Genomic DNA, 26,599 nt, shown 5'->3' with positions numbered 1-26,599 from the left:
TGTCACCGCTCTACTGCGCGGTCCCGTCGGATCGGGCGTGGATCGGTCCCGAACTCGAACGCAGGTGGCCGCCGTCCCGATCATTCTGAACAGCAAGGACCTCGGCGACGATGCTGTGGGCGACCTGGTAAGGACTCCCACCACCTAAATCGAGGCCCACAGGCGCGTAGATCCGCCCTCTGTCCCCCTGATCCAGTTCCAGGCCGTCCGACGCGAGCGCGTCGCGGAGTCGCTCGAACCGGTCGGGCGGCCCCATCACGCCGACGTACTCGACAGCGGTCTCCAACACCTCCCCAAGCGCCAGCCGGTCGTCGACGAAGTTGTGGCTCATCAGGACCACTGAATCGCTCGACTCGAAATTCACCGCGTCGCGCAGGTCTCGCGGCGATATCGAGACCACGCGATCGGCCCGCGGGAACCGTTCGGTCGTCGCGCGCCCGCCGCGGAAGCCGACGACGGTCACGCGGAATCCCGCCGACCGCGCCAGGTCGACGACGGGGCGGACGTCGGCGTTGCTCCCGACGACCACTAGTCGCGGCGGCGGCGTCACGCGCTCGACGAACAGCCGGACCGATCCGCCCCCCGTTTCCACTCGAACCGTCGCCGTCCCGTCCACGTCGGCGGGAACCGCCGCGGTCACGTCCGGGGGGAGGTCGTCGCTCGCGTCGCTTCCCTCGTCGACCCATCGCGCGCCGACATCCACGCTGTCGTCCTCGCTCTCGACCGCGACCGCGGCGATCCGCCCGCCGTCCAGTTCGTCGGCGCTCGCGAGCACCGGGCGATGGGACTCATCGAGCGGTTCGAGTAACACGTCGACGACACCGTCGCAGCCGACGCCGAGGCCCCAGGTGTCGTCCTCGCGGAGGTCGAACCGTTCCAGGCAGGCCGCGCCGTCGGCGAGCACGTCATCCGCCAGCCGAGCCAGCGAGTCGGTCAGACAGCCGGCGGTCACCGACCCGACGCCGCCCGATTCGGGCGCGACGACCATCTTCGCGCCCGGTCGCCTGTAGGCTCGGCCGTCGACGGCGACGACGGTCGCCAGCACCGCGTGCTCGCCCGAGTCGAGGAATCGCCGCGCCGTCGCGCGGACCTCGCGGTCCGGTGCGGTCCAGTCGGCCGTTCGATCGGCGGCGCCGTCCCCCGTCGTTCCGCTATCGTCGGTCATGCCGTCGGGGGGTCGCCGGCGACACGCTCGGCAGCTGATTCGAGGGCGCGAGCGACGTACGTCTCCAGCAGTTCGCGGCGGAAATCGCCAGACGCGTAGGGGTCCGAGCGCAGTCGATCGGGTTCGACGTCGGCCTGCGCCTCGCCCGCCGCCGCGTCGATAGCATCGGAGTCCAGTCGCTCGCCGACGAGCGCATTCTCCACCGACGGCAGGCGGACGGCTCGGTCGACCGCGCCGGTCGCGGCGACGCGCACACTCGAGACGGTTCCTTCCGCGGTTTCGTCCCCGTTCCCGTCCACGACATCGGTTTCGACCACGGCCGCCACGCCGACCATCGCGTAGCCCGTGGCAGGGTGGGTCTTCTTCGCGTACGCGACGCCGGCGTCGCCCGTGTGGGGGACGCGGACGCCGGTGACGAGTTCACCGTACTCGACGGCCGTCTCGCCGTCGCCGCGGAAGAAGTCCGTCGCGGGCACCTCGCGCTTGCCGTCGCGGTGGCGCAGCAGTACCGTCGCGTCGCTCGCCAGCACCGCCGCGGGCGGGTCAGCGCCTGGGTGTGCCTCGGCGAGGTTCCCGCCGATGGTCCCTCGGTTGCGGATCTGCAGGTCACCGACTTCGGCGGCCGTCTCCGCCAGCAGCGGCGCGTTCGCCCGGGCCGCGCGGGAGTCGGCGATGTCCGCGTAGGTCGTCAGCGCGCCGACGACGGTCCGGTCGTCGAGCGCGTTGATCGCGTCGAGCGCGGCCACGTCCAGGTCCACGACCACGTCGGGACTGCGCCCCTCGGTCTTCATCGCCGGGACGAGGCTGTGGCCGCCCGCGAGTATCTCGACCTCCGCGTCGGCGTGGTCGTCGAGCAGGTCCAGCGCCTCGCCGACGGAGGTCGCTCGCTCGTAGTCGAAGGCGTCGGGAAACATCTCAGTCTTCGGCCTCCACTTCCGGCGGGTCGGCGCGCCGGCCGGTCTCGTCGCCCGTGGACCCAGTATCTCGATCGGACTCGCCGTCCGCGTCGGCCAGTCGATCGGCCGCAGTCTCGACCGCGTCGACGATGTTCCCGTAGCCGGTGCAGCGACAGACGTTGCCTTTGAGCGCTTTCCGGATCTCCGCGCGCGAGGGGTCGGGGTTTTCGTCCAGCAGCTGGTGGGTCGTCGCGAGCATGCCGGGCGTGCAGTAGCCACACTGCAGGCCGTGTTCGTCGTGGAACGCCCGCTGGACGGCGTCGAGGCCGTCCGTCGCGTAGCCGGCGGCGGTCGTCACCTCGCTACCGTCGGCCTGGACCGCGAGGAGGGTGCAGGACTTGACCGCGTCGCCGTCGAGTTCGACCGTGCAAGCGCCGCACTTGCCGCTCTCGCAGCCGACGTTCGGGCCGGTGTAGCCCAGTTCGTCCCGTAGCGCGTGGACCAGCAGCGTCCGTGACTCGACGGCGAGCGACTCCTCCCGTCCGTTCACCGTGAGCGTGATATCGTGTGTTGCCATGGGCGAGGGTCCGTAGCTTGTGCCGACAACGGCCCACGGAGAGTAAAGTGTTGGTCTCGGGGACGTGCGGGAGTGAGTTTCCGAGGATCTCGTGCCACAGCGACCACTACCGACGATCCAGCAGCCAACAGCGTGAAAACCCTCACTCGTCGCTTCCCGACGGCGTCACTCCCCAGCTCGCAAGATCCCGACGTAGTCGCCACCGGATTCGGTCAACTGCTCGTCGGGTTCGATCGCCTCGACGAACTCCCACGGAGTCGTTTCGGCCAGTTCGGCCATCGTGTCGGGAGCGGCCATGAGGTAGTCGTGCCAGGCGGTCGCGTACACCTCGTAGCGGACCCGGATGCGGAGCGCACCGGGGAGTCGACCGCGCTCGCGGTTGCGCTCGTGATAGGCGAGGTGGTGCTCGTGGTCGGTCGCCGTGGGGTCGCGACTCTGCCCGACGAGGACCGCGTCGTCGGTGGCGACCTCGGCGAGGGCGCGCAACCGCTCGGGCGCCGTCTCCGCCGTGCCGACGAGCCCGAAGTTGTTGCCCATCATGATGACGGCGTCGAAGGTGTCGGGTTCGAAGGCGTCGGCCACGTCGGCCACGTCTACCTCGCGCACGTCGTCGACGCCGCGGTCGCGGGCCACCTCGATGGCGCCGGGCGAGACGTCGATCCCGGTCACGTCGTGGCCACGCTCCTGCAGGTGGAGCGCGTGCGAGCCGGGGCCACAGCCCACGTCGAGGATCCGCCCCTCGACGCGGTCCAGCGCCCGCGTGACGATGTCGGGCCACTCGTCTGGGTCGCGGAAGTAGCCCTCGACGCCGTTGACCCCGATCCAGCCGTCGTCGCGTTCGATGATCTCCACGGCGTCCTCGCCCGCGTGGTAGTCCCGCATCGCCGCTCCGAAGGCGTCCGATTCGTCCATGGACCTGCTGACGTGGCCGGAGCCCTAAACGTCGGGGAAACCGTGGTACCGCTCCGCACGCTGTGGGGGACGGAGAGAACGAACGAGGGGAAACAGTGACGGGTGCGCGGTCCTCGTGTCGGGACATGTACCTCGCAGATCGGACGTGGCCGGAACTGGGCGAGTACTTCGCCGAGGAGTCGCTGGCGCTCGTGCCGCTGGGGTCGACCGAACAGCACGGCCCGCACCTCCCCGAGTCCACCGACCACCGCATCGCCGAGGCGCTCGCTCGTGAGGCTGCCGAGCGCACCGGCTTCCTCTGCACGCCCACCGTCAACGTCGGCGTGAGCCCCCACCACCGGCAGTTCCACGGGACGATGTGGGTCGAGCCCGGCGTGTTCCGCGACTACGTCGAGTCGCTGACGCGGAATCTCACCTATCACGGCATCGACCGCGTGATCTTCGTCAACGCCCACGGCGGCAACGTCCAGCACCTCCGCGAGGTGGGTCGTCGCCTCCGCGACGACGGCGACGCCTACGCCATCGAGTGGATGTGGGACGAATCGATTCCGGATCTGGTCGACGACCTCTTCGAGCACAACGGCCCCCACGGCGGCCCGAAGGAGACCGCGATGATGCTCCACATCGCCGAAGAGTTAGTGCGTGAAGACCAGTTCGAGCGTGCCCGCGACGACGGCATCCGCAACTTCGAGGACTACGAGGGCATCCGCAAGTTCGGCGCCCGCACCTTCTACGACGCCATCGACAACACCGAGTGCGGCGTCATCGGCGACCAGACCGATGCGACCCGGGAGAAAGGCGCGGAGCTGTTCGAAGCCGCGAGTGATCAGTTGGTTCGGCTGGCGGAGTGGCTAGACGAGCAGGCGTACGAGGACCTGATGCCGCGGGAGCACGTGTAAGCTGAGTTGATTCTGATAGCAATATCCGACTCAGAGTGCGACCGATCTGGCCGTTGGACCACATCGCCACAATGTCGCCGAGACCACGGGCCAGCTCGATGACGGTCGTATCGTACTGGCCACAGTTCGGTTTGATCGCGCGGATCTCCCCGACGACGCTCTCGCCGGGTTTGGGGGACGAGCCAGTCAGTGTCGTAGTCGTCCGATTCGTCGCTCGCTTCGACAGTTTCGAGGTCGTCGAAAGACGGGGTATCTTGGGTTGCCATACTGCATGCTATACTACTGGCGGCTTTACTAGAAGGAGCAAATCACCAGATGGCACTGGATTTCTTGCTTCCTTTAATACGGGATGAATCAACGATCAAGTCGACCTATTCAAATTTGAGGATACTTGATTTGTGATATTAATACAAATCTCCAGTAGTTCATGGACGAAAACTGTTTGTAGCTGAATTACCATTAGAGGATATGTCAAACCTCTCTGAAGAGCTTGTAGACTTGTTTGAGGAAATCATATCTGAGGCCTCAGAGCCGGATTCCACAACAAAAGAAGAATATCTCATACCAGATGATGAGGGTCAGCTAGTTACAACTGATGTAGACATATATTCTAACCACGTAATCGATTTTGTCGATATAGATGACGAAAGGATATTAGAAATTGCTGATAGAATGAATGATGATTCCGAGAGAGATTTCGGTCCAGACAGCGTAAGATCTGAGCTTCAATATTGGGGGTTTGATATAAGTGATATTGAATTCAAACAGCCGAATATAGCCAATAAATATGGCTGTGTCTGTGTTATTCTGGAGATCTTAATCGAAGTTGTAGAGTATGCAGGTGGGGTCGAATCACTTCCAGAAAGAACAGAAAAGATCATAGATGACATGCTAGGCGACTACAGGGCAGAGCCTAGAGAAATAAGGAGTATCTGCCCTCTTTTGAATTTCATCTCAGATACAGACAAGATATCTCTCCCTACGTCTCAGTTTGAAACAGTAGGATTACGAGGTCATTTTGAGGTCCAGGATTTGGTGATAAAGAAACCCTCTCCTGAAGAACGGGCGGCATTATATTCTGATAGCAAAAAACGGGTAAAAGGGAGGACCCTACCAAGAAATTCTTGGAGTCACGTTGTAGAAGTCAAACGAAAAACCGTTGCTGGAACAATATATGAACGACAGATATTGAAATCTCTCACCAATTGTCTACGTCTCTTTGAACCAGAAGAAGGGAATGTTCGGCTTGGTCCTGCATATGACCTACGAGATCGATGGACAAGTGAAAGATTAGGTATTCCAACCGTTGGTGGTGGTTCCCCACAAGAATTCACGGTGGGAACACAATATACGAGACGTGCTCAAGGGCTAAGGAGGCATGAAGACTATAACCTAAAACCAGAAAACGTCTCTGATTTCGTTGATTTTTGGCAGAAATACTGCAATTTAGCGAATGTTAATAGAGAAACTAAATTTTCGAATGCATTACATAGGTACGATCAGATGTATTCATCACTCTTCCCAGAAGATCACATACTTAATTGCTCAATTGGATTTGAAGGGACACTATTGAAAGATCTCGGAACACAGTCTTCCTATACCTTCCGTATGATATTGAGAGGGGGAACTATACTAGATCAAGAGGTTGACTTAGATCGGGAAGAAATTCACAGATTCTTCAAGAATCTCTACTTTGCCAGGGGCCAGATCGTTCATAAAGATGAGGTATTAGCGGACATAATAGAGGAAGGTAATTATGAACCATTGGTTGCCGACCCAGACCCTCTAAAAGTAACTAAATTATCAAGGAGAATGTTTTCGAAATTAATAATTTTCTATATGAGGCAGAAAATAGATTGCAACAACAGTATTTCAGAAACAAATCAAGAGGTGGATGAATTAGCTCTCTCCGTAGATCCGGATATAAACTAATTGTTTCTAGATATCAAGAAACTATAAAATGTAACCTTCCTAAGATGGTAAGTCCCAATATGAATAGGCACCAAGATATTCAATAACAGTTCTAAACGGTGGGTTTTCGGAAAATATCGTCTCAAATATTACGCTATTAATTCGTTGCAGGGTGGAATTGATCGCAAAGAATTGTTCTTCATGAGTATCCCAACAACTGGGGAGGAATTCGTTCTCAAACTGCGAATCGCAAGCCATTGCGATGGAATCGATTGAAAACGATCGTACTGTATCCTGAATAAACGCTTTATGTTCGTATTCACTTATGTCAATACCAATTGTTATTGGTTTAGAACAAGACCAGAATCGTCGATCGGTTGCCCAATATAGTGCGAGCTTCCAAGTAGTTGCCTTATCTCCCAAGGGTTCTTGTTCTTCTTGATTACGTTCTTCAAGTGATTCGGTGGAATCAAGTAGCGAGCCAAACGTCGTACTGAGGTACTTCCCGAGATATGCGCCGGCAGTAGATTCCATCTCTTCTGTCTCGTCGTCAAACTCGATCAGGTCGTGAACTCGAGTCCGTTCTCGAATCCAGTCCTCATCACGCCCATGCTCACCGAACCGATACCAGTCGACGAATCCTTCGTCGTCCTGGAACTCGGGAGCGAGGTCATCGAGATCGTCCCGATAAACCAGGGGATACGCATCGACGATCTCGCCCTGTCCGTAGTCGGCCCACTTCTTCGCCAGCTCCGGCTTGTCGCACAGCCACGGCATGGCGTCACTCTCCCGTTTGGGAACGTCGAAGAATAGCACGTGCAGGTGTGGATAGCCCTTCTCAGTGAATTCGAGCGCCTTGATGTAGTCGGGGCGGCATCGAGGCCGCCCGGTGACCGGATCGTCTAGTTCCGGCCGCCGGCCAAACGCTGCTCTTGGGTGATCTCATGGTGTCAGCATACGGCGAGCGTAGCGAGCCGTTTCACCGGACGCGAGGGAGCGGAGCGACCGAGTCGTCCGGCCTTTTTCACCCATGTTTTTGCCGCGAGAGGTGCCCGCAGCGAACGAAGTGAGCGAGGACACCCGAGCGGGAAAAAGATGGACGGGCACGGTGGGATTCGAACCCACGACCGTCGGATTAGAAGTCCGACGCTCTATCCGGACTGAGCTACGTGCCCTCGTTCGGAATTGTGCGGTCGCGATTAAAAAGCGGCCCGGGTTCTGATTGTCGCGGGCACCGCCGGTTCCGGGGCCGGAGCAACGGTAGTCCGGGCACAACCGCCCCTCTTTTGGTCGCCGGGCGTCCAGCACCACCAATGAGCGCGCACCTGGACCTGAACGAGTCCGAGCCCGCCGTGGCCGACGACGGCGTCTGGCTCACCTGCATCGAGTGCGGCGAGACGTTCGCGCCGTTCGACGACGTCCGCTACACCTGCGACCACTGCGACGGTCTCCTCGAAGTCCGCTACGCCGACCTGCCGACGTGGGACGACTTCGGCGGCGCCAGCACGCCCGAGAGCGGCCCCTACGGCGTCTGGCGCTACTCCGCCGCGCTCCCCTTCGAGGAGGGCGTCTCCCTCCCCGAGGGCGGCACGCCGCTACACTACGTCCCCCGTCTCGAAGAGGAGACCGGCGTGAACTCCCTGCGCGTCAAGCACGAGGGGATGAACCCCACCGGGTCGTTCAAAGACCGCGGGATGACCGTCGGCGTGCGCGTCGCCCGCGAGGTCGGCGTCGACCGCCTCGCCTGCGCGTCGACCGGCAACACCTCCGCCGCCCTCGCCGCCTACGGCGCCCGCGCCGGCATGGAGACGCTCGTCCTGCTCCCCGCCGGCAAGGTCGCCGCCGGCAAGGTCGCCCAGGCGAGCCTCCACGGTGCCCGCATCCTCGAAGTCGACGGCAACTTCGACTCCTGCCTCGACATCGTGCAGGATCTGGCCGCCCGCGGCGAGGCGTACCTGCTCAACTCCCTGAACCCCTTCCGCCTCGAAGGCCAGAAGACCATCGGCCTCGAGATCATGGAGCGCTTCCACGCCGACGAGGGCCGCTACCCCGACCGGATCGTCCTGCCCGTCGGCAACGCCGGCAACACCGCCGCCCTCTACAAGTGTTTCCGCGAACTCCGGAAGGTCGGTGCAATCGACGACGACGAGGTGCCCAAGCTCACCGGCGTCCAGGCCGAGAACTCCGCACCGATGGTCGAGGCCATCGAGGAGGGCAACGACGAGGTCCGCCGCTGGGAGGACGTCGAGACCCGCGCGACCGCCATCCGCATCGGCAACCCCGTCAACGCCCCGAAGGCCCTGCCGGGCATCCGCGAGACCGGCGGCACCGCCGTCGCCGTCTCCGACGAGGAGATCACCGACGCCCAGCGCTCGCTCGCCGAGGAAGGCGTCGGCGTCGAACCCGCTTCCGCCGCATCCATCGCCGGCCTGCGGAAACTCCGCGAGAGCGGCGAGATCGAGGCCGACGAGGACGTCGTCTGTCTGACCACCGGGCACCTGCTCAAGGACCCCGACGCCGCCTACGAGGCCGGCGGCGAGCCCGAGACCGTCCCCAACGACACCGAAGCCGTCCTCAACCACCTCGGCGAGTAACGCCGTTTCGGCTTTCCGCTCGTTCTTCTGGCGCGCGCTGTCGAGCGTCCCCGAGCACTGCGAGGGGCGCGAGACGGAGCCGTGCGAGGGATGACTGAGGGAGCGCAGCGACCGAAGGAATCGGCTGGGGTGGTGTGAGGCGCGGTGCTGTGCGGTTGCGGTCGCTGTTGCCTGGTGGACTGAAAGGGCGAGGCGCGCTCCGGGAAGACGGGCGACGAAAGCACCGCAGGAACGAGCGAAGCGAGTGACGAGGAGCGCAGCGAGCCCCTCGACCGGAGCGGGCCGAGGGCTTTCATCGCTTCCCGGCGTCCGCGGTCGAGTCGACTGCTAGCGAGCGAGCCGAGGGCGTTCATCGCTTGCTGTCGAACGAACCAAAGCACATCACCGGGACACCGCAGACAGGACGAACGACTGATCGGCGAACAGTTACAGGTCTTCCTCGCCGAACTCGTCGATCCGGTCGTGGACGTAGGCGGTCCACTCGTCGAGGGTCTCGTGCATCAGTTCACGGGCCTCGGGCAGGGGCGTCGCGGAGTACTGGTAGACGTGGCCGCCGCCGTCCAGCAGTCTCCGTTCGCGCTCGGCCAGCCCCTTCTCGCGGAGCGTCGACAGCGAGCGATTGACGTTGCTGCGGTCGCGGTCGAGCTGATCGGCCAGTTCCTCGACGGTGCTGCCCGGGTGGTCCTGCAGCGTCAGGAACGTCCGGACCTCGTGCTCCTGGATGTCGAAGACACAGGCGAGCACGTCCGCGAATCCCGGTTCCTCGTCGAGCATCAGTTCGCGAAAGCGCTGGGGCGAAGGGTCCGCCTCGACCATCGTACCGGCGACTACAGCCCCCCGACGCATAAACGGGTGCGATGCGGTGCGGTGGCCGCGGACGCGACTGGATCGTCGGCTACCGCGCGTAGCCCTGCTTCTCCAGGCAGGTGCGCATCTCCGACTCGGACTCGTGTCTGTGCAGGCGGGTCGGCGTGTCGCAGTAGAAGACGTCGCCGTCCCAGCGGAGGACCACCTCGTGCTCCGCGTCGAGGAACTCGGTGCGGACGCGGACCCGCCCCTCGTCGACGATCCGGGCGAGCAACTCGTCCGCGTTCAGGTCGCCGGCGACGACGACTGGCGGGTCGGCCATCACGTCCGCGTTCGACCGCCGAGATAATCAGTCTTCGTCGCGGCCGCGCGAGCGGCGCACGGCCACTGCGTCGACCGCAACCGCCGGACCGACCGCGTGCCGATTACCAGCTCCGCTTGGGGTGGGGCTGGTTGTCGCCGCGGTCGTCGTAGTACTTGCGGCCGATGAAGGCCTCGTCGACGTTGCTCATCATCGCGGTGAAGACGTCGTCCGCCGACTGGTAGTCGGTCACGTTCGACCGCGCGAGCACCGTCTCGACCGTCGTCGTGTCGCCCGTCGGCGCCTCGATCTCCACGTCGCCGAACTCCTCGGCGACCGCCGTCGCGTCCATCGGATAGTCGAACGACTCGCTGAACAACTCCCGCGTCTCTGTGATTCGCATCGTACCACACCCATTCCCCTACGTCATTATAAATCATGAGGTTGAATACGCGTCAACTATCCACACATCTTGTGTTTGTGTTCGTGAACGCACGTCGGGAGAAATCAGATAAAACTCGTCAAACGTTTCACGACCATCTTTTTCGCCGGGGGGTCCCCTCGCGCTCTGCGAGCGCTGCGGGAACCCCCGGCCAAAAACATGGGTGAAAAAGCCGCATCTCGCTTCGCTCGATGCGGAGAACCGCGCCTCGCTCCGCTCGGCGCGGACAGAACGCCGTCTGTGTTCCTGCTCAGCGAGCCACGCCATGAGCCAGCTACCATCTTTTTCCGCTCGGGGTCGCTCGCTCCGCTCGCGACCCACTCGCGCAAAAACATGGGTGAAAAAACCGGGCGTTCCCTGCGGTCACGCCCGGGGAACCGCGCTCACTGCGTTCGCGCGGAGACTATTCCTGTTCGGCCAGCCACGCCATGAGCCCCTTCTGGGCGTGCAGGCGATTCTCCGCCTGGTCCGGCAGCCACCTTTTTCTCGTCGAGTCGCTCACTACGTTCGCGACTACTCCTCGAAAAACGTGGGCGAAAAAGCCGCTCGCTCCTTGCAGTCGCTCGCGGACCTCAGTCCTGTTCGGCCAGCCACGCCATGAGCCCCTTCTGGGCGTGCAGGCGGTTTTCCGCCTGGTCCCAGACGATGGCGTTGTCGCTCTCCAGCACCGCATCGGTGACCTCCTCGCCGCGGTGAGCGGGCAGACAGTGCATGAGCGCGCGGTCGCCGAGTAACTCCGGCGTGATCTGGAACCCCTCGAAGTCGGCGAGCTTCTGCTCGCGCTCGTCCTCTTGGCCCATGCTCACCCAGACGTCGGTGTACACCACGTCGGCGTCCGCGACGGCCGCCTCGGGGTCGGTCGTCACCGCGGGGCGCGACCCGAGTCGGTCGGCGCGCTCCAGCACGTCGCCGTCGACCTCGTAGCCCTCGGGTGTCGCCACGGAGAGGTCGAGCCCGCACATCGCCGCGCCGAGCACGAACGACTGGCAGACGTTGTTGCCGTCGCCGACCCACGCCACGGAGACGTCGTCGTCGAAGTGCTCGCGGATGGTCAACAGGTCGGCGAGCGTCTGGCAGGGGTGGGCGTCGTCGGTCAGCGCGTTGACCACCGGCACCTCCGCGTACTCGCCGAGTTCCACCACGTCCTCGTGGTCGAACACGCGCGCCATCACGAAGTCGACGTAGCGGCCCAGCGCCCGCGCGATGTCTTTCACCGGTTCCCGGCCGTGCAGCCCGATGTCGTCCGGCCCGAGAAACACGGCGTGGCCGCCGAGCTGGGTCATCCCCGTCTCGAAGGACACCCGCGTCCGCGTCGACGGCTTCTCGAAGATCATCCCGAGTGTCTGGCCGTCGAGCAGGTCGCTCGCACCGTTCGTCTCGTGGTCGGCCTTGATGGTGGCCGCGCGGTCGAGGACGGTCGCCAGTTCGTCGGTCGTGAGGTCGTCGACGTCGAGGAAGTTCATTGTAGTTGCTCCGTCGCGGCTTCGAGGACGGCCACGGCGCGGTCGTACTCGGCCAGCGAGACGTGCTCGTCCGGCGCGTGGTCCAGATCCGAGTCGCCGGGACCGTAGGTCACCATCGGACAGTCCCACTCCTGTGCGTAGATGTTCATGTCGCTCGTGCCGGTCTTCCGCAGGAGTCGGGGGTCGCCGCCGGTCTGCCGGATCGCCACGCGGAAGGCCCGGCCGGCCGCCGTCCGCGGGCTCTGCATCACCGGCTCGACCGCGTCGTGCCAGTGGACGGTCCCGTTTGAGAGGTGGCCGTCGGCCAGCTCGCGGACCTCCTCGGTGGTGTACTCCGGCGGGACGCGCAGCTGTACGTCCACCGTCGCCTCCACGGAGAGGCCGTCGTCGGTGATCCCGCCCTCGAAACTGATGGGCTTGGCCGTCACCCGCTCGAAGACGGGCACCCACTCGTCGTGGCCGAACTCCGTCTCCACGTCGGACCACCAGCCGATGGCGTCCTGGATGGCGTTGTTCTCCGGTCGCGAGGAGTGGCCCGACTCCGAGGTGGCGACGTACGTGCCCGCGAGCAGGCCGCGATACCCGAGCGTGATGCCGTCCCAGCCCGACGGCTCGCCGTTCACGACGGCCCCCGGTTCCGCGTCGCGGTCCTCGACGAGGTGGCGAGCGCCCCGGGAGTCGACTTCCTCGCCGACGACGCCGACGAACGAGGCGCCCGTCCGGACGGCCGCGACGGCCATCGAACACAGCGGCCCCTTCGCGTCGACGCTGCCGCGTCCCCACAGCAGCTCCTCGCCGTCGTCGTCTTCCTCGACGCGGACCGGGATATCGCCCGGCACGGTGTCGATGTGGGAGGTCAGCAGCACGCTGTCGTCCGCTGGCGCGCGGACGTTGCCGACCTCGTCGACCCACACCTCGCGGTCGTGGGCCTCGAAGAAGTCGACGAGGACCCCCGCGGCCTCGCTCTCCTCACCGGTCACGGAGGGCGTGTCGACGACGTCGATCAGCAACTCGCGAGCGTCCTCGTCGGGCGCGATATCGACCGAGTCGCCGTCGGCGCTTTCGCCCTCACTCTCACTCATCGCCGACGACCTCCGCCGTGGCGTCGACGACCTGGTCGACCTCCTCCTCGCTGACGGTCAGCGGCGGGAGGAACCGGACGACGGTCCGGCCGGCCGGCAGCGCCAGGATCCCGTGGTTCAGCGCGAGCTGTTTCAGCGCGCGGTTCGCGCCGCGACCGACCTCGACGCCGACCATCAGACCCTCGCCGCGCACGTCGCGCACCTGGTCGCCGATCTCGTCTTCGAGGCGCTCCTGCATGTACGCGCCCACGTCGCCGGCGTGGCCCGGCAGGTCCTCCTCGACGACGGTCGAGACCGTCGTCCCCGCGGCCGCGGAGATGACCGGCCCGCCCGAGAACGTCGAGGCGTGGCTGCCGTAGTTGTCGGCGATCCACTCGCGACACAGCGTCGCACCGACGGGGAAGCCGTTACCGAGGCCCTTCGCGGCGGTGAGGATGTCGGGCGTGACGCCCGACTGCTCGCAGGCCCACAGCGTTCCCGTGCGGCCCATGCCCGTCTGGACCTCGTCGAAGATGAGCGCGGCGCCCGACTCCTCGGTCACCTCGCGGGCGCGCTGCAGGTACTCCGCGGAGGCGGGGTTGATACCGCCCTCGCCCTGAACGGGTTCGACGATGACGGCCGCGGTCTCGTCGTCGACGGCGTCGGCCAGCTCGTCGCCGTCGTCGTAGGGAACGAACTCCACGTCGCCCATCAGCGGCTCGTAGGGCTTCTTGTACTTGCTCTTCCATGTCGTCGCCAGCGCGCCCATCGTCCGGCCGTGGAACCCCTTCATCGTCGCGACGATCTTCGAGTTCCCGGTCGCCGAGCGGGCGAACTTCAGCGCCGCCTCGTTGGCCTCGGTCCCCGAGTTGCAGAGCCACGTCTTGTCGATGGGGTCGGGCGCCGAGTCGGCGAGGCGCTCGTACAGCGCCGTCCGCGCGGCGTTCGGGTACGACGCCTGGACGTAGGTCAGCTTCTCGAACTGCTCGGTGACGGCGTCGTGGACGGCCTCGTGGCCGTGGCCCAGCGGGACGCAGGCGTACGAAGCGCCCATGTCGAGGTACTCCGTCCCGTCGTCGCCGTACAGCACTGTACCGTCGCCCGATTCGATCTGGATGGGTTTCTCCGAAAAGACGAATCCGCTCATTGTGTCTCCTCCGTGTCCGCTTCCGCAGTATCTGAAAGTGCCGACGCGTGGACGTGCGTGCCGCCGCCCGAGAGGGCCGACAGAATGGGGTCGTCAGCGTTGGCGTCCGCGACCACTACCTCGTCGGCGCCGCCCTCGATGGCTTCCTGAATCGCCATCACCTTGCGCTCCATGAAGCCCTCGGCAGCGTCCTCCAGGTCCGCCCACTCGGCTGCCGTCTCGACGGACTCGATGAGGGTGGAAGGGTCGTCGGGATCCGCGTAGATCCCCTCGACGTCCGTCAGCAGGACGAGCGTCGCCTCGACCGCGCCCGCGATGTGGGCGGCCGAACGGTCGGCGTCGGTGTTCACCGGAACGACTTCCTCGTCGTCCTTGCCGGCCATCGGCGGCGACGCCACCGGTGTGTAGCCGTCGGCGAAGAGCGTCTCCAGCAGGTCCGAATTGACTCGCTTGATGGTGCCCGAGTGGTCGCCGCGCTTGATCTTGCGCTTGCCGTCCTCCATGACGCGCACCGCGGACTTCCGCGGGCCGTACAGGAGCTTGCCGTCGACGCCGTTGAGTCCGACGGCGTCGACGCCCTGGCTCTGGAGGCCCGCGACGAGCTGCGTGTTGAGGTGGCCGAACACCATCTCGAACACCTCCATCGTGTCCTCGTCGGTGAACCGGCCGACGACGCCCGAGGGCGTCTCGACGTACTCCGGCTCGATCCCGAGCCGTTCGAGTGTCTCGTCGACGGCCGTGGAGCCGCCGTGAACCACGGCGACGTCCTCTCCGTCTTCACGCAGCGATGCAACGTCCGCCAGTGCGCCCGCGGGGTCGACCGCGCGGGCGCCGCCGATCTTGACGACTGTAGTCACGAAAAATCACCTGCTCAGGGGGCGCCGACCGGGTGGAGGCCCCCGAACTCCAGTCCCGCCGTCTCCTCGATGCCGAGCGCGACGTTGGCGGCGTGGACCGCCTGCCCCGCCGAGCCCTTCATCATGTTGTCGATCGCCGAGAAGACGACGAGGCGCTTGTTTCCGGGGTCGAGCTCGAACCCGACCTCCGCACGATTCGTCCCCGCGACCGCCTTGGGCTCGGGGTAGCGATACACGCCACCGCCGCCCGCGACGAGCTCGACGAACGGCTCCTCGTCGTACTCGCCGCGATACGCCCCCCAGAGGTCGCCCTTCGAGACGGGCTCGCCCGGGAAGACGTGGCAGGTCGCGCTCGCACCGCGGATCATGTCCACCGCGTGGACCGTGAACGACACGTCGAGTCCGAGGAACTGCTCGATCTCGGCCTCGTGGCGGTGGCCCGTCGGCGCGTACGGGCGGACGACGCCCGAGCGCTCGGGGTGCGAGGACGCTTCCCCGCCGCCCGCGCCGCCTTCCGAGGAGCCGACCTTCACGTCGACGACGACCTGCTCGTCACCGGAGAGGATGCCGTCCTCGACGAGCGGCTTGAGCCCCAGAATGGTCGCCGTCGCGTTACACCCGCCCGAAGCGATCAGATCCGCGCCCGGCAGTTCGTCGCGCGTCACCTCGGGGAGCGCGTAGACGGACTCCTCCAGCAACTCCGGACGCGTGTGCCCGTCGTACCACTCGTCGTACTGGTCCTCTGTATCGAGACGGAAGTCGGCCGAGAGGTCGACGACCGTGTCGGCGGCGTCCTGGAACGCGTCGATCTGTTCCATCGAGACGCCGTGGGGCGTCGCCGCGAACAGCACGTCGACGCTCTCCAGGTCCTCGGGCGAGGAAAAGCGCAGGTCCAGGTCGCGGAGGTTCGGGTGGGCGTGGCCCACCGTCTTGTTCTCCTTCGAGCGGCTGGTGGCCTGCGCGACCTCGAACTCGGGGTGGCCCGCGAGGAGGCGCAACAGCTCGCCGCCGGTGAAGCCCGAGCCGCCGACGACCGATGCGGTGTAGTTCGCGTCGCTCATGTCGTCGCCTCTGCGGTCTCCTCGCTTCCGGCGCCCACCTGGGTCTCCAGCCAGTCGACGACCGTCGCCGGCACGTCGACGTCGGTGACCTCGTTGAGCGCCTTGAACTCGACGGTGTGGTTGACCTCGTGGACGGTGTACCCGGAGGGGTTCCCGTCTTCGTCGACGCCGGTCTCCATGAGGTCGATCCCCAGCAGGCCGTCGCCGACGGCGTCGCTCGCCTTCCGCACGAGCTCCTCCATCTCGTCGGTGATCTCGATCTCCGCGGTGTCGGCGCCCTTGGCGGCGTTGGTCAGCCAGTGGTCCGACGAGCGGACCATGCCGGCGACCGGCTCGCCGTCGACGGCCACGATACGGATGTCGCGGCCCGGCTTGTCGACGAACTCCTGGATGTAGAAGACCTTGTGCTCGTAGTGGCCCAGGGTCTCCTTGTGTTCGAGGATCGCCTCCGCCGCGGAACGCGAGTCGATCTTGGCCATCAGGCGGCCCCACGAGCCGACGACCGGCTTGAGGACGCACGGGTAGCCGAAGTCCTCGATGCTCTCGAGGGCCGCGTCTTTCGTGAACGCCACGTCCGTCGACGGAGTCGGCACACCGGCCTGCTCGAGCGCGAGGCTGTTTTTCACCTTGTTCGCGCAGACCTCCGCCGTCTCGGCCGCGTTGACGACCGGGATGTCGTAGGCCTCGGCGAACTGGGTGGCGTACAGCGAGCGACTGGTCGCGAGACAGCGGTCCACGAGCACGTCGACGTCCTGCATGTCCTCGGGCACGTCCGAGAGCCCGAAGCGCTGCTTGCGCACGTCGACCTTCACGACCTCGTGGTCGCGCTCACGCAACTCGTTGAGCAGGAGCTTCTCGTCCCGGCGGATCCGGGAGTAGAGGATGCCGACCCGCACTCTCACTCACCCCAGTCCTCTTCGAGCTCCGGTGCCGTCTCGAGGACTGGAGGTTCGGTGTCGACGACTTCCAGCTCCGCACCGCAGGTGCCACAGTCGACGATCTCTCCTATCTCGATGCCGTCGTGCAGAGATACCTCCGCTCCGCACTCGACGCATTCTGCCATTGTACCCGCAACTCGCAGTGCTATCTACTTAAAGGCTTCGAACCTATCAAGCAAGAAGGGTTACGCATACGCCGCTCTAAGCGCGTCGAAAGCCGAAATTCGCGGACAGTCCGTTCACTGTATCAAGTTTGTGGTAGTTCCCCTCGCGGGGGTCGTGGGAGCGGCTGTGGTCGGTGGTGCGGAGTGCAGTCGACGCCGGTCCGGGCGTGGCAACGCTCAGACATAGCGGTCCACCTCCGTCTCCAGCGCGTCGAGTGCACCGGTCACGGCCTCGCGGCGCTCGGCGACCGAGGCCTCGTCGGCCGACAACCGCTCGCGAGCGCCGTCGATCTGGGAGACGACCGCCTCGGGCGCGGGCCCGCCCGCCGAGTCGCGCATCGCCACGCTCTCGACGGGATCCAGCGTCGCCGTCAGCGTCTCCCTGTCCACGTACGCCGTCAGCGGCTCGCCGAGTATCTCCTCGGCCGCCGCCTCCAGCGCGTCGAGGTCGGGGGCGTCCTGTCCGGGTTCGAGGTCTTCGGCGACGCTCGCCACGACCTCGTGCGCCGTCCGGAAGGGGACGCCCGCCATCGCCAGCCGGTCGGCGACGCCGGTCGCCGTCGAGAACCCGGCCGCGGCCTCCGCGGCGAGCACGTCTTCGTTCCACTCGGCGGTCGTCAGTGCGCCCGTCGCCACCTCCAGCGCGGGCGGCACCGCGTCGACTGCGGTCCACGCCGGGGGCGTCGCCTCCTGCAGGTCGATGTTGTACGACCGGGGCAGCCCCTTCAGCGTCGTCAGCAACTGCTGGAGCGCGCCCTGCGTTTCGCCGGCCGTCGCGCGGACGATCTCGAGGGTGTCGGGGTTCTTCTTTTGGGGCATGATCGACGACGTCGACGCGTAGTCGTCGCTGATCTCCAGATAGTCGCGGCCGCTGTAGACCACGAGGTCCTCGGCTAGCCCGGACAGCGTCGTCGCCAGCGTTGTCAGGGCGCTCGTCGTCTCGACGAGGAAGTCCCGTGAGGACGTGGCGTCCATCGAGTTCGCGACCGTGCTATCGAAGCCCAGCAGCTCGGCGGTGCGTTCGCGGTCTACGTCGAACGGGGTGCCCGCGAACGCCGCCGCGCCGAGCGGCGACTGGTTCGTGGTATCGAACGCGGAGAACAGCCGCTCCGTATCGCGGGCCAGCGGTCCCTCGTAGGAGAGTATCCAATGCGCCACGGTCACGGGCTGGGCGTACTGGAGGTGCGTGAAGCCGGGCATCACCGTCTCGGTGTGCTCGGCGGCGGCGTCGAGCAACTGCTCGCGCGCGCCCACGACGGTCTCCAGCGCTTCGAACAGGTCCGAACGCAGGCGATACCGGATACAGGTCGCCACCTCGTCGTTGCGCGAGCGGGCGGTGTGCATCCGTCCCCCCTCCGGGCCGACGCGCTGGATCACGGCGGTCTCGATGGCCTCGTGGACGTCCTCGGCGTCGGGCAACTCGCCGTGGCCCGCCGCCTCGACGTCGTCCAGCGCGTCGAGAATCGCGCTCGCGTCCTCGTCGTCGATTATTCCCTGCTCGGCGAGCATCACGACGTGGGCGCGGTCGACCTGGAGGTCCGCCGCGAAGATACGGTCGTCGGCGGCCAGCGAGGACATGAACCCACGTGCGGGGCCGCCGGAGAAGCGATCACGGCGGATCGCGGTCCCACCGCTCTCTCCGTCGGTCTCGTCCGCCTCGGGGGTGTCCTCGCCGTCTGTCATCTTATTCGTCGGAGTCGGTGGTCTCGCCACCGTCCGTGGCGGCCTCGGCCTGCTTGGCCGCGACGTTCTCGGCGACGCGGTTGGCCAGGCGCGACTGGAAGCCGTGGTACTTCGCGACGCCGGTGGCGTCGTCCTGTTCGATGTCGTCCGTCACTGCTTCCTCGTTGAACGAGGCCGCCGACTCGCTGTAGACCGCGTACTCGCTGTCGCGGCCGACCGGGCGGGCCTGTCCGCCGTCGAGTTTGACGGTCACAGTACCAGAGACCTTCGTCTGGGTCTGCTCGATGAAGCCTTCGAGCGCCTTCGTCAGCGGCGCGTCGACGAGACCCTCGTAGCCCTTCTGGGCCCAGCGCTGGTCGACCTGCTGTTTGAACGCGCGCTCTTCCTGCGTGAGGACCAGACTCTCCAGGGCCTCGTGGGCGTTCAGCAGCACCGTCGCCGCGGGGTGCTCGTAGTTCTCGCGGACCTTGAGGCCGAGCATGCGGTCCTCCATGATGTCCGAGCGGCCGATGCCGTGCGCACCGGCGCGCTCGTTGAGTTCCTCGATGAGGCTGACCGCGTCGAGGGACTCGCCGTCCAGCGCGACGACGTCGCCCTGCTCGAAGGTGAGTTCGAGCGTCTCGGTCTCGGCGTTCCCGGGCGCCTGCGTCCAGTCGTAGATCTCCTCGCCGGGGACGTGAGCCGGGTCTTCCAGTTCGGAGCCCTCGACCGAGCGGCTCCAGAGGTTCGTGTCGATGCTCCAGCGGCCGCCGTCGCCGCCCTCGACGGGCAGGCCCTTCTCTTCGGCGTACTCGCTCTCCCACTCGCGGGTGAGGCCGAGTTCGCGGACGGGCGCGAGGACGTCCAGGTCCGAGGCGCGCCAGACGGCCTCGAAGCGCAGCTGGTCGTTGCCCTTCCCCGTGCAGCCGTGGGCGAGGGCGGTACAGCCCTGCTCCTCGGCGACCTCCAGGATGGCGTTGGCGATGACCGGGCGCGCGAGCGCGGTGCCCAGCGGGTAGCCCTGGTAGGTGCCGTTGGCCTTGACGGACTGGAGACAGAGGTCGGCGAACTCCTCCTTGGCGTCGACGACGAAGTGTTCGAGGCCGAGCGCTTCGGCGGTCTCGGCCGCCTCGTCGAACTCCTTCGCGGGCTGGCCGACGTCGACGGTGACGCCGATGACGTCGTCGTAGCCGTACTCTTCCTTGATGAGCGGGACGCAGACTGTGGTGTCGAGCCCGCCGGAGAAGGCGAGCGCGACCGTGCCGGATGGGTCGGATGTCATGTGTTGTGTGGTGACTGTCGGGTGAGGTGTCCGCCCGGAACCCGACGGTGGCGGCAGTTGGAAACGAGACGTGGCGACGATGGGAGAGGTAGTTTCGGGCCTAACGGCCCGGTCGTCGTCGCCGCGGTCGTCGGGCGTCGACGCCGGTCGGCGCCGTGCGCCGACGCGCGAAAAGTCGGTCGGCGGACCCGCGGCTCGAAACGGCCTGCGTGCCGGGAGCGCGGGTCGGAGCCATGTACCTGCTACTACCAGCAGTTCCGTACTAAAAGCTTCCGAACCGCCGTCGAGCGGACGGGTGCGGCCCGGAATCGATCCGCGTCGGCGGCAAAATCTGCGGCCGCAGATCCGCGCCCGCTCTCGGCGGACCGAGTTCGATCCCGCTTGGCGCCGCGTCGCTACCTGTCCGGGGCGGCGAGCGACCGGGTCGTCCCCTCGCCGGCGTCACCGCCGGCGTCCTCCGACTCTCCGGCGTCGTCGTTCGCACCGCCAGTCCCGTTGTCGTCTGCGGTTCCGTCGCCGCCGTTACTGGCCTGCCCGGTCTCGTTCCCCGGGCCGTCGTCGCTGGCCTGTCCGGTTTCGTTCCTCGGACCCTTGTTCTCGGACTCGCGGGTCTCGTTGCCGGCATCGGTGTTTCCTGGCGGACCGCTCTGGTTGCCGGCGCCTGCGTCCTCGGGTGGGCCGGTCTCGTTCCCGGGCCCAGCGTTCTCGGGCGGGCCGCCGTTCCCCTGCCCGTTGGCGCTGCCGTTACCGGGCGCGCCCGGTCTGTCGGTCCGATTCTCGACGAACGCCGGCGGTCCGGCGCTGTCGGGCGGACCGCCCATGCCCTTGCCGGCGTTCTTCCCGGCGATGCTCCGCGCGATGGCGGCCACCTCGGGCCCGCTCAGTTCGCCGGCCTGCGACCGCAGCGTCGCCATCGCCGTCGCGTTGACGCCTTTTGCTTCGAGCGCCGCCGCGGGGAGTTCGCGGGCGACGGATTCGGTCTGGTTGATCTGCCGCTGGAGGGCGCGCTGTTCGGCGTGGAGCTTCGCGAGGCGAGCGCGGTACTGGCCCTCGCTCAGCGTGCCGTTCTCGTGCGCTCGCTCCAGTTCGTCCATTCGCGCGTCGAGTTCGGCCAGCCGCTCGTCCAGGTCGTCGACTTCCGCGGCGACGACCCCGGCGGCCGACGCGTTCGACCGTGCGGCGGCCACTCGCTGGCCGAACGCCCGCGCCTCGACTTCGCCCGAAATCTCGGCCTGTTCGACGCCGACGACCCCGGCGAACCGCTCACCCGGCGCCAGCGACTCGTTCGCTGCCGTCTCGTTCGGTTCCGCCCCGTCCGCCGCGGTCTGCTGTGGCCCGACGCCGGCGTCCGTCAGCGCGGCGACAGGGACCGCCCCGACGGCGCCCAGTACGACGAGCAGCGCCGCGGCAACGGGTGATGATTCGACCATCTTGCCTCCTCCTTGTCCCCGTTACCCTATATAAACCCACAATCAACAACCCGGTTCAACCCCGATTAAGCCGATTTTCGATCGCTGTCGACCGGCCCGCTGTGTGGCGGTACGCGGTGGAAAACTGCGGAGCGACCGGATGAACGACCGAAAGCTACAAGTCGCTCTCTTCGGGGAGCGCGACGACGTTCTCGCGACCGATCCGGAACGTCTCGACCGCCTCCTCGTCGCGGAGGTTGCCGACGACCTGGCTGGTCTTCGCGTCGGTCCAGTCGAACTCGCCGGCGATCTGCTGCTGTTTGATCCGGCCGCCGTTGGATTCGAGCAGCCGGATCACGCGCTCCTCGTTGCTCAGGAGTTCCTCCGGCGGGTCGTCGGCTCCGCCGGAATCAGCCTCCTCGTCGGCGGCCGCTGCAGTCGCGCTGCCGGCCGCAGCCGCTCCCGCGGCCGCGCCACCGGAACCGGCGCCTGACTCGCTGGGGGCGTCTGCGCTGCCGCGCGAGCGGTAGAGCCAACCGACCGCGGCTACCGCGGCGACGACGAGGACAGCGACCCCTGCGAGCAGCGTCGTGGGGAAGCTATCGCCGCCGCCACCAGGCGCGACGACGACGCGGGGTTCGTTCGGCCCGAACTCCGCGGGGCCGCGCCAGGTGACCGACCCGTTGCCCGTCGCGTCCGGGTCGGGCGTCACCGACTGGCGCTCGTGGCCGGCCGGCCACGCGAGCACGAGCGACGACTCGCGGTCGAGGAAAAAGCCCGACAGCGAGTCGCCGAGGCGCAGTCGGTCGCCGTCGGTCGCGGCGAAGTTCGTCCACGTGAACCGGTAGGTGAGGACGCCGTACTCCTGCGGGAGCTGCTCTTTGCTCGCGTCGACGGTGACGTTCTCCAGGCGCATCTCGCGGCCGGTCCGGTTCTCGGCGCTCGCCACCGTGCGCGCCATCCCGGTCGCGAACTGCTCGGTGAAGGCCGTCTCGTTGGCCTCAACGTCCTCTTGGACCGACTCGAAGGCGGCCGTCGCGTTCTCGTCGTCGAGGCGCACCCGGAACTCGACCGTCCACGCGGCGGTCCCGTCCTCGTCGACGGCCGCTCGCAACACGACGGCATCCGGATCGACCGCCGACTGGAAGCCCGGCGGTGCCTGCGCCTGCGCGGTCGCGCCCTGTCCGTCGAGCGACTGCTGTCCCCCCGAGTGGGCCTGTCCCGCTGCCCCGAGAGCCGGCCCGACGGTCGACAGACAGACCAGTGCGACCGCGACCGACACGGCGATCCGACGCGTCGTGCCTTGCATCGTCACTGGGGTTAGTCCGAACGGCGATATGCTTTGGGTAGTAGCCGCCGCGTGCCCCGCGGTCCCACGGTCGGCCGCGTGTGCCACGATCGCACGTCCGGCCGCGCCGCGTCGCAGTGGGCCGGAACGCCTTTGCGAGTGGCCGCCGACCGCTCGGCCATGGATACACGGGCAGACCTCGACGTCGAGACCCTGCTGAAGATCGTCCTCGTCCTCGTGGTCGTCTGGATCGCGATCGAGATACTCGACGCCGCGATTTCGATGGTCCTCGGGCCGCTGAAACCGGTGTTCGGACTGGTCATCGTCGTCCTGATCGTCCTCTGGCTGCTCGACCGGATCTGATCCGGCCGGCGCGGCCCCGGGAGCGGTCGGCTGTCGACTCCGACCCGCGGACGTCGTTCGACGGTCTTTTCGGCGCCAGTCCCCTCCGTTAGCGCGTGTACAGTCTCAACGTCCCCGTCCCCGGGACGGTCGCGGCGCTCGCCGGCGACCTCGGAACGCGCCTCGGCACCGCCGAGGTCCGCCGCCGCGGCGAGCACACGCTCGTCGCCAAGCGCCTCGGCACCGGCGACGCCGCCACCTACCACGAGATCGAAGCCCGCGCCCGCGAGGTCCTCGCCGGCGAACCCCCCTTCGAGGTCCGCGTCTACGGCGTCGACGTCTTCACCGACGTGCCGAGAGGCGAGGGTCCAGTCGTCTACCTCGCCGTCGAGAGCCCCGGTCTCGAAGCCCTCCACCACCGGCTCTGCGAGGTGTTCGACCCCGTCGAGGCGATCGAGGGCGACGAGTACGTCCCGCACGTCACCGTCGCTCGCGGGGGCTCCGTCCAGCGCGCGGCCGATCTTCGCGACACACCGTTCGATCCCGTCGAGTGGGCCGTCGAACGCGTGGAGTTCTGGGACGCCGAGCGCGGCCAGTCCGTCAGTTCCGTCTCGCTGCCCGCCTGAATCGTTCAGCGACCCGATCCGCGGATCCAGGCCCCCAGTGCGACCAGGGCGGCACCTATCAGGAACCATCCGGCGAGTCCCGCGACCGTCTCAGTCAGCGCCGGCGGCGAGCGTGAGACGCGTCGTCGCCCGCGTGTAGAGGAACGCGCTCAGCGCCGCGGCGGCGACGAGCGGGAGGACACGCAGGTTCGCCTCCAGTTCGAGCACCAGCCAGAACAGGGCGGGGACGAGGACGGCGACCGCTCCGCGGCGGCGCTCGCTATCCACCACCCAGTCGACGGCTCGGTTCGTCGCGGCCCGCGATCGGGCTCTCATCCCATCCGCCCCCAGCGTCCAGTCACGATCGATGGTCGCTCCCCGGAGGCTAAACGTGGTGGGATGGTTCACCGCTCGGCGCGGCGTCCTCTTCCCCTGGATCGGGACAACAGTTTAGCCGCTGTCGGCAGATGTGACACCTATGACCGACGACGCACCCGCGGACCCGCCGGACCGCGGAACGGAGGACTCCGGTGACCTCGTCGGCGAGGGCGTCGCCCGCCGCGAGGACGCGGCCCTGCTCACCGGCGCGGCGACGTTCACCGACGACATCGACGCGACGGACCTGGCGTATCTCACCTTCGCACGGAGCGACGAGGCCCACGCCGAGATCGAGTCCGTCGACGCGACCGCCGCGGAGTCGATGGACGGCGTCCTCGCCGTCTACACCTGGGAGGACGTGGCCGCCTCGGCCGTTCCGGGCGTGCTCCCGATCTCGACGCACGGCCTCGACTGCGACCCGCCGGGTCACCCGGTGCTCGCGCGCGACCGGGTGCGCTATCAGGGCCAGCCGGTCGCTGCCGTCGTCGCCGAGGACCGCTACCGCGCTCGCGACGCCGCCGACGCGGTCGAGATCGACTACGACCCGCTCCCGGCTGTCGTCGACCAGCGCGATGCCCAGGAGGCCGACGCGCCGACCGTCTACGACGACGCGCCGGACAACGTCGCCGTCACCTCGGAACTCGGTGACGCCGACGCGGCCGACGAGGCCGTCGCCGCGGCCGACCACGTCGTCGAGGTGGACCTGACGAACAACCGGCTCATCCCGAACGCACTGGAGCCTCGAGCAGCGGTCGCCCGCTGGGACGCCGGCGACGAGCGCCTGACCGTCGAGCTGACGAGCCAGTCGCCCCACGGCCATCGGGGGAAGCTCTCGACCACGCTCGGCCTCCCCGAGAGCGACATCCGCGTCGTCGCGCCGTCGGTCGGCGGCGGCTTCGGCCACAAGGGCCACCACCACCCCGGCGAGGCCGCGGCCGCCTTCGCCGCGATGGACCTCGACAGGCCTGTGAAGTGGACAGCGACGCGTGGCGAGAACTACCTCGCCGGCGCCCACGGCCGCGACCACCGGACCAGAGCCGAACTCGCCGTCGACGACGACGGCCGGATTCGCGGCCTGCGCGTCGAGACCGACGCCAACGTCGGCGGCTACGGCCTCGGCGGCAGCCTCTCGATGCCCGGGTGGTACGGGTCGCTCCTCTCCAGTCAGTACGACATCCCGGCCATCCACTGCGAGACCCGCGCCGTCTTCACGAACACGACGCCGATCCACTCCTACCGCGGCGCGGGCCGACCGGAAGCGGGCTACGTGATCGAACGCCTCGTCGGTGCCGCCGCGCGCGAACTCGACTTCGACCCCGTCGAACTGCGCCGAGAGAACCAGATCTCCGAGTTCCCCCACGAAACGGCCGTCGGGGCTACCTACGACAGCGGCGACTACGAGCTTGGGCTGGACGAGGCCCTCGACGCAGCGGGCTGGGACGACCTCCGCGAGCGCCCTGAGCGCGACGACGGGGGCCGCTACCTCGGGGTCGGCCTGGCCTGCTACGTCGAGTCGACCGGCGGCGGCCACGAGAGCGGCGTCGTGCGCGTCCACCCCGACGGCACGGTCACGGTCTACGCGGGCACCCACTCACACGGCCAGGGCCACGGCACAACCTACGCCCAGATCGTCGCCGACGAACTCGGCGTCGACTACGACGCGATCGACGTGAACGAGGGCGATTCGGACGCGACGCCGACCGGGACCGGCACCTTCGGCAGTCGCTCCACGATCACCGGCGGCAACGCGGTCGCCGAGAGCGCCCACGTGGTCAGGGAGAAAGCCCGCAAACTCGCCGCGAACCTGCTCGACGCCCCCCAAGACGCGGTCGAGTACGACGACGGCGAGTTCGCCGCGCCCGACGGGGAGACCTGCACCTTCGCCGACGTCGCGGAGGCGGCCTACGGCTGGGGCGTCCCCGAGGACATGGACCCCGGGCTCGAAGCGACGACGTTCTTCGAGCAGGAGGAGACGGCCTACACCTTCGGGACGCACGCCGTCGCCGTCGCCGTCGACCCCGAGACCGGCACCGTCGACATCGAGCGCTACGTCGCGCTGGACGACTGCGGCGAGCGGGTCAACCCCACTATCGTCGAGGGTCAGGTCGAGGGCGGCGTCGCCCAGGGCATCGGCCAGGCGCGCTACGAGGGCGCGGTCTACGCCGCCGACGGCACCCTCGAAACCGACTCGATGCTCGACTACGCCGTCCCGCGCTCGTTCCACGTCCCCGACATCCAGACGGAAGCCACCGTGACGCCCAGCCCGACGAACGACCTGGGCGTGAAGGGCATCGGCGAGGCGGGGACCATCGCCGCGCCGCCGGCCGTCGTCAACGCGGTCTGCGACGCGCTCGAACCCCTGGGAATCTCCCACGTCGACATGCCGCTCACCGAAGAGCGGGTGTGGACGGCGATCCGGGACGCCGAAGGGTGAGAGT

At 66.9% G+C, this 26,599-nt stretch carries 26 protein-coding genes and 1 tRNA gene; 6 read left to right on the top strand and 21 right to left on the bottom strand.

From position 1 onward, the window contains the following. Positions 1-10: 10 nt before the first annotated feature. The 4 genes from ACMGFH_RS15410 to ACMGFH_RS15395 all read right to left on the bottom strand — a co-directional run bounded on the left by ACMGFH_RS15410 (position 11) and on the right by ACMGFH_RS15395 (position 3,550). Positions 11-1,165 carry an XdhC family protein gene (locus ACMGFH_RS15410; protein ID WP_415379332.1) on the bottom strand — a complete coding sequence of 385 codons (1,155 nt, stop codon included), beginning with the start codon at positions 1,163-1,165 and terminating at the stop codon, positions 11-13. Further along, positions 1,162-2,079 carry an FAD binding domain-containing protein gene (locus ACMGFH_RS15405; protein ID WP_415379331.1) on the bottom strand — a complete coding sequence of 306 codons (918 nt, stop codon included), beginning with the start codon at positions 2,077-2,079 and terminating at the stop codon, positions 1,162-1,164. The genes ACMGFH_RS15410 and ACMGFH_RS15405 overlap by 4 nt, the downstream gene beginning before the upstream one ends. Before the next feature lies 1 nt (position 2,080). Continuing rightward, positions 2,081-2,638: a (2Fe-2S)-binding protein gene (locus ACMGFH_RS15400; RefSeq protein WP_415379330.1), complete on the bottom strand. Its 558-nt coding sequence runs from the start codon at positions 2,636-2,638 to the stop codon at positions 2,081-2,083. A 165-nt stretch (positions 2,639-2,803) separates the two neighbouring features. Then, entirely contained in the window at positions 2,804-3,550 is a 747-nt protein-coding gene (locus ACMGFH_RS15395; RefSeq protein ID WP_415379329.1) for a class I SAM-dependent methyltransferase, read from the bottom strand. A 125-nt stretch (positions 3,551-3,675) separates the two neighbouring features. Between ACMGFH_RS15395 and ACMGFH_RS15390 the strand changes: the two genes are divergently transcribed. Both ACMGFH_RS15390 and ACMGFH_RS15385 read left to right on the top strand, forming a co-directional pair. Further along, positions 3,676-4,449, top strand: coding sequence for a creatininase family protein (locus ACMGFH_RS15390; RefSeq protein WP_415379328.1), 774 nt, complete (start codon positions 3,676-3,678; stop codon positions 4,447-4,449). A gap of 468 nt (positions 4,450-4,917) precedes the next feature. Then, complete coding sequence (locus tag ACMGFH_RS15385; RefSeq protein ID WP_415379327.1) at positions 4,918-6,381, top strand: hypothetical protein; 1,464 nt, start codon at positions 4,918-4,920, stop codon at positions 6,379-6,381. Between the two features lie 39 nt (positions 6,382-6,420). Here the strand turns inward: ACMGFH_RS15385 and ACMGFH_RS15380 are convergent, their stop codons facing one another. Both ACMGFH_RS15380 and ACMGFH_RS15375 read right to left on the bottom strand, forming a co-directional pair. Beyond that, positions 6,421-7,176 (bottom strand): hypothetical protein, encoded by a 756-nt coding sequence (locus tag ACMGFH_RS15380; protein ID WP_415379326.1) that lies wholly within the window; start codon positions 7,174-7,176, stop codon positions 6,421-6,423. Between the two features lie 284 nt (positions 7,177-7,460). Next, positions 7,461-7,535 (bottom strand) — tRNA-Arg (locus tag ACMGFH_RS15375). Between the two features lie 138 nt (positions 7,536-7,673). Between ACMGFH_RS15375 and thrC the strand changes: the two genes are divergently transcribed. Beyond that, positions 7,674-8,954: a threonine synthase gene (gene thrC, locus ACMGFH_RS15370; protein ID WP_415379325.1), complete on the top strand. Its 1,281-nt coding sequence runs from the start codon at positions 7,674-7,676 to the stop codon at positions 8,952-8,954. Between the two features lie 426 nt (positions 8,955-9,380). On the opposite strand, the gene ACMGFH_RS15365 is transcribed toward thrC, so the two are convergent. From ACMGFH_RS15365 to ACMGFH_RS15300, 14 genes are all read right to left on the bottom strand, one after another. Further along, positions 9,381-9,770, bottom strand: a complete 390-nt coding sequence (locus ACMGFH_RS15365; protein WP_415379324.1) for a helix-turn-helix domain-containing protein — start codon at positions 9,768-9,770, stop codon at positions 9,381-9,383. Positions 9,771-9,849: 79 nt separating this feature from the next. Further along, on the bottom strand, positions 9,850-10,083 hold the full coding sequence (locus ACMGFH_RS15360) for a hypothetical protein (protein WP_415379323.1): 234 nt from the start codon (positions 10,081-10,083) through the stop codon (positions 9,850-9,852). Positions 10,084-10,186: 103 nt separating this feature from the next. Continuing rightward, positions 10,187-10,465, bottom strand: coding sequence for a hypothetical protein (locus ACMGFH_RS15355; protein ID WP_415379322.1), 279 nt, complete (start codon positions 10,463-10,465; stop codon positions 10,187-10,189). A gap of 611 nt (positions 10,466-11,076) precedes the next feature. Continuing rightward, complete coding sequence (gene argF, locus ACMGFH_RS15350) at positions 11,077-11,967, bottom strand: ornithine carbamoyltransferase (protein WP_415379321.1); 891 nt, start codon at positions 11,965-11,967, stop codon at positions 11,077-11,079. Then, positions 11,964-13,049, bottom strand: a complete 1,086-nt coding sequence (locus ACMGFH_RS15345) for a [LysW]-lysine hydrolase (RefSeq protein ID WP_415379320.1) — start codon at positions 13,047-13,049, stop codon at positions 11,964-11,966. The genes argF and ACMGFH_RS15345 overlap by 4 nt, the downstream gene beginning before the upstream one ends. Beyond that, positions 13,042-14,175 (bottom strand): aspartate aminotransferase family protein, encoded by a 1,134-nt coding sequence (locus ACMGFH_RS15340; protein ID WP_415379319.1) that lies wholly within the window; start codon positions 14,173-14,175, stop codon positions 13,042-13,044. Before ACMGFH_RS15340 ends, ACMGFH_RS15345 begins: the two co-directional genes overlap by 8 nt. After that, positions 14,172-15,032, bottom strand: coding sequence for an acetylglutamate/acetylaminoadipate kinase (locus tag ACMGFH_RS15335; protein ID WP_415379318.1), 861 nt, complete (start codon positions 15,030-15,032; stop codon positions 14,172-14,174). The genes ACMGFH_RS15340 and ACMGFH_RS15335 overlap by 4 nt, the downstream gene beginning before the upstream one ends. Positions 15,033-15,046: 14 nt before the next feature. After that, entirely contained in the window at positions 15,047-16,093 is a 1,047-nt protein-coding gene (gene argC / locus ACMGFH_RS15330) for an N-acetyl-gamma-glutamyl-phosphate reductase (RefSeq protein ID WP_415379317.1), read from the bottom strand. Further along, positions 16,090-16,989, bottom strand: a complete 900-nt coding sequence (gene lysX / locus ACMGFH_RS15325) for a lysine biosynthesis protein LysX (RefSeq protein ID WP_415383266.1) — start codon at positions 16,987-16,989, stop codon at positions 16,090-16,092. The genes argC and lysX overlap by 4 nt, the downstream gene beginning before the upstream one ends. 2 nt (positions 16,990-16,991) lie before the next feature. Next, complete coding sequence (lysW, locus tag ACMGFH_RS15320) at positions 16,992-17,156, bottom strand: lysine biosynthesis protein LysW (protein ID WP_123535776.1); 165 nt, start codon at positions 17,154-17,156, stop codon at positions 16,992-16,994. 216 nt (positions 17,157-17,372) lie between these two features. Then, complete coding sequence (gene argH, locus ACMGFH_RS15315; protein ID WP_415379316.1) at positions 17,373-18,878, bottom strand: argininosuccinate lyase; 1,506 nt, start codon at positions 18,876-18,878, stop codon at positions 17,373-17,375. Between the two features lies 1 nt (position 18,879). Further along, entirely contained in the window at positions 18,880-20,139 is a 1,260-nt protein-coding gene (locus ACMGFH_RS15310; RefSeq protein WP_415379315.1) for an argininosuccinate synthase, read from the bottom strand. A gap of 395 nt (positions 20,140-20,534) precedes the next feature. Next, positions 20,535-21,569 (bottom strand): hypothetical protein, encoded by a 1,035-nt coding sequence (locus ACMGFH_RS15305; RefSeq protein ID WP_415379314.1) that lies wholly within the window; start codon positions 21,567-21,569, stop codon positions 20,535-20,537. 154 nt (positions 21,570-21,723) lie between these two features. After that, a complete protein-coding gene (locus ACMGFH_RS15300) occupies positions 21,724-22,857 on the bottom strand; it encodes a helix-turn-helix transcriptional regulator (protein ID WP_415379313.1) in 1,134 nt (377 codons plus the stop codon). Positions 22,858-23,016: 159 nt separating this feature from the next. Here ACMGFH_RS15300 and ACMGFH_RS15295 point away from each other — a divergent pair, with 159 nt between their 5' ends. After that, complete coding sequence (locus tag ACMGFH_RS15295) at positions 23,017-23,199, top strand: hypothetical protein (protein WP_415379312.1); 183 nt, start codon at positions 23,017-23,019, stop codon at positions 23,197-23,199. A 95-nt stretch (positions 23,200-23,294) separates the two neighbouring features. Then, a complete protein-coding gene (locus tag ACMGFH_RS15290; RefSeq protein ID WP_415379311.1) occupies positions 23,295-23,804 on the top strand; it encodes a 2'-5' RNA ligase family protein in 510 nt (169 codons plus the stop codon). 90 nt (positions 23,805-23,894) lie between these two features. On the opposite strand, the gene ACMGFH_RS15285 is transcribed toward ACMGFH_RS15290, so the two are convergent. Next, complete coding sequence (locus ACMGFH_RS15285; protein WP_415379310.1) at positions 23,895-24,119, bottom strand: hypothetical protein; 225 nt, start codon at positions 24,117-24,119, stop codon at positions 23,895-23,897. A 142-nt stretch (positions 24,120-24,261) separates the two neighbouring features. On the opposite strand from ACMGFH_RS15285, the gene ACMGFH_RS15280 reads away from it, so the two are divergent. Beyond that, positions 24,262-26,595 (top strand): xanthine dehydrogenase family protein molybdopterin-binding subunit, encoded by a 2,334-nt coding sequence (locus ACMGFH_RS15280; RefSeq protein ID WP_415379309.1) that lies wholly within the window; start codon positions 24,262-24,264, stop codon positions 26,593-26,595. The last annotated feature ends 4 nt before the right edge of the window (positions 26,596-26,599 follow it).

It is taken from the genome of Halosimplex rarum, assembly GCF_047715405.1.
Lineage (GTDB): Archaea > Halobacteriota > Halobacteria > Halobacteriales > Haloarculaceae > Halosimplex > Halosimplex rarum.
This window is presented reverse-complemented; position numbering and strand designations above follow the sequence as displayed.

Coding starts and splice junctions, on each gene's coding strand:
- ACMGFH_RS15410 (WP_415379332.1), bottom strand. CDS start 1,165: ATGACCGACGATAGCGGAACGACGGGGGACGGCGCCGCCGATCGAACG.
- ACMGFH_RS15405 (WP_415379331.1), bottom strand. CDS start 2,079: ATGTTTCCCGACGCCTTCGACTACGAGCGAGCGACCTCCGTCGGCGAG.
- ACMGFH_RS15400 (WP_415379330.1), bottom strand. CDS start 2,638: ATGGCAACACACGATATCACGCTCACGGTGAACGGACGGGAGGAGTCG.
- ACMGFH_RS15395 (WP_415379329.1), bottom strand. CDS start 3,550: ATGGACGAATCGGACGCCTTCGGAGCGGCGATGCGGGACTACCACGCG.
- ACMGFH_RS15390 (WP_415379328.1), top strand. CDS start 3,676: ATGTACCTCGCAGATCGGACGTGGCCGGAACTGGGCGAGTACTTCGCC.
- ACMGFH_RS15385 (WP_415379327.1), top strand. CDS start 4,918: ATGTCAAACCTCTCTGAAGAGCTTGTAGACTTGTTTGAGGAAATCATA.
- thrC (WP_415379325.1), top strand. CDS start 7,674: ATGAGCGCGCACCTGGACCTGAACGAGTCCGAGCCCGCCGTGGCCGAC.
- ACMGFH_RS15365 (WP_415379324.1), bottom strand. CDS start 9,770: ATGGTCGAGGCGGACCCTTCGCCCCAGCGCTTTCGCGAACTGATGCTC.
- ACMGFH_RS15360 (WP_415379323.1), bottom strand. CDS start 10,083: ATGGCCGACCCGCCAGTCGTCGTCGCCGGCGACCTGAACGCGGACGAG.
- ACMGFH_RS15355 (WP_415379322.1), bottom strand. CDS start 10,465: ATGCGAATCACAGAGACGCGGGAGTTGTTCAGCGAGTCGTTCGACTAT.
- argF (WP_415379321.1), bottom strand. CDS start 11,967: ATGAACTTCCTCGACGTCGACGACCTCACGACCGACGAACTGGCGACC.
- ACMGFH_RS15345 (WP_415379320.1), bottom strand. CDS start 13,049: ATGAGTGAGAGTGAGGGCGAAAGCGCCGACGGCGACTCGGTCGATATC.
- ACMGFH_RS15340 (WP_415379319.1), bottom strand. CDS start 14,175: ATGAGCGGATTCGTCTTTTCGGAGAAACCCATCCAGATCGAATCGGGC.
- argC (WP_415379317.1), bottom strand. CDS start 16,093: ATGAGCGACGCGAACTACACCGCATCGGTCGTCGGCGGCTCGGGCTTC.
- lysW (WP_123535776.1), bottom strand. CDS start 17,156: ATGGCAGAATGCGTCGAGTGCGGAGCGGAGGTATCTCTGCACGACGGC.
- argH (WP_415379316.1), bottom strand. CDS start 18,878: ATGACAGACGGCGAGGACACCCCCGAGGCGGACGAGACCGACGGAGAG.
- ACMGFH_RS15310 (WP_415379315.1), bottom strand. CDS start 20,139: ATGACATCCGACCCATCCGGCACGGTCGCGCTCGCCTTCTCCGGCGGG.
- ACMGFH_RS15305 (WP_415379314.1), bottom strand. CDS start 21,569: ATGGTCGAATCATCACCCGTTGCCGCGGCGCTGCTCGTCGTACTGGGC.
- ACMGFH_RS15300 (WP_415379313.1), bottom strand. CDS start 22,857: ATGCAAGGCACGACGCGTCGGATCGCCGTGTCGGTCGCGGTCGCACTG.
- ACMGFH_RS15295 (WP_415379312.1), top strand. CDS start 23,017: ATGGATACACGGGCAGACCTCGACGTCGAGACCCTGCTGAAGATCGTC.
- ACMGFH_RS15285 (WP_415379310.1), bottom strand. CDS start 24,119: ATGAGAGCCCGATCGCGGGCCGCGACGAACCGAGCCGTCGACTGGGTG.
- ACMGFH_RS15280 (WP_415379309.1), top strand. CDS start 24,262: ATGACCGACGACGCACCCGCGGACCCGCCGGACCGCGGAACGGAGGAC.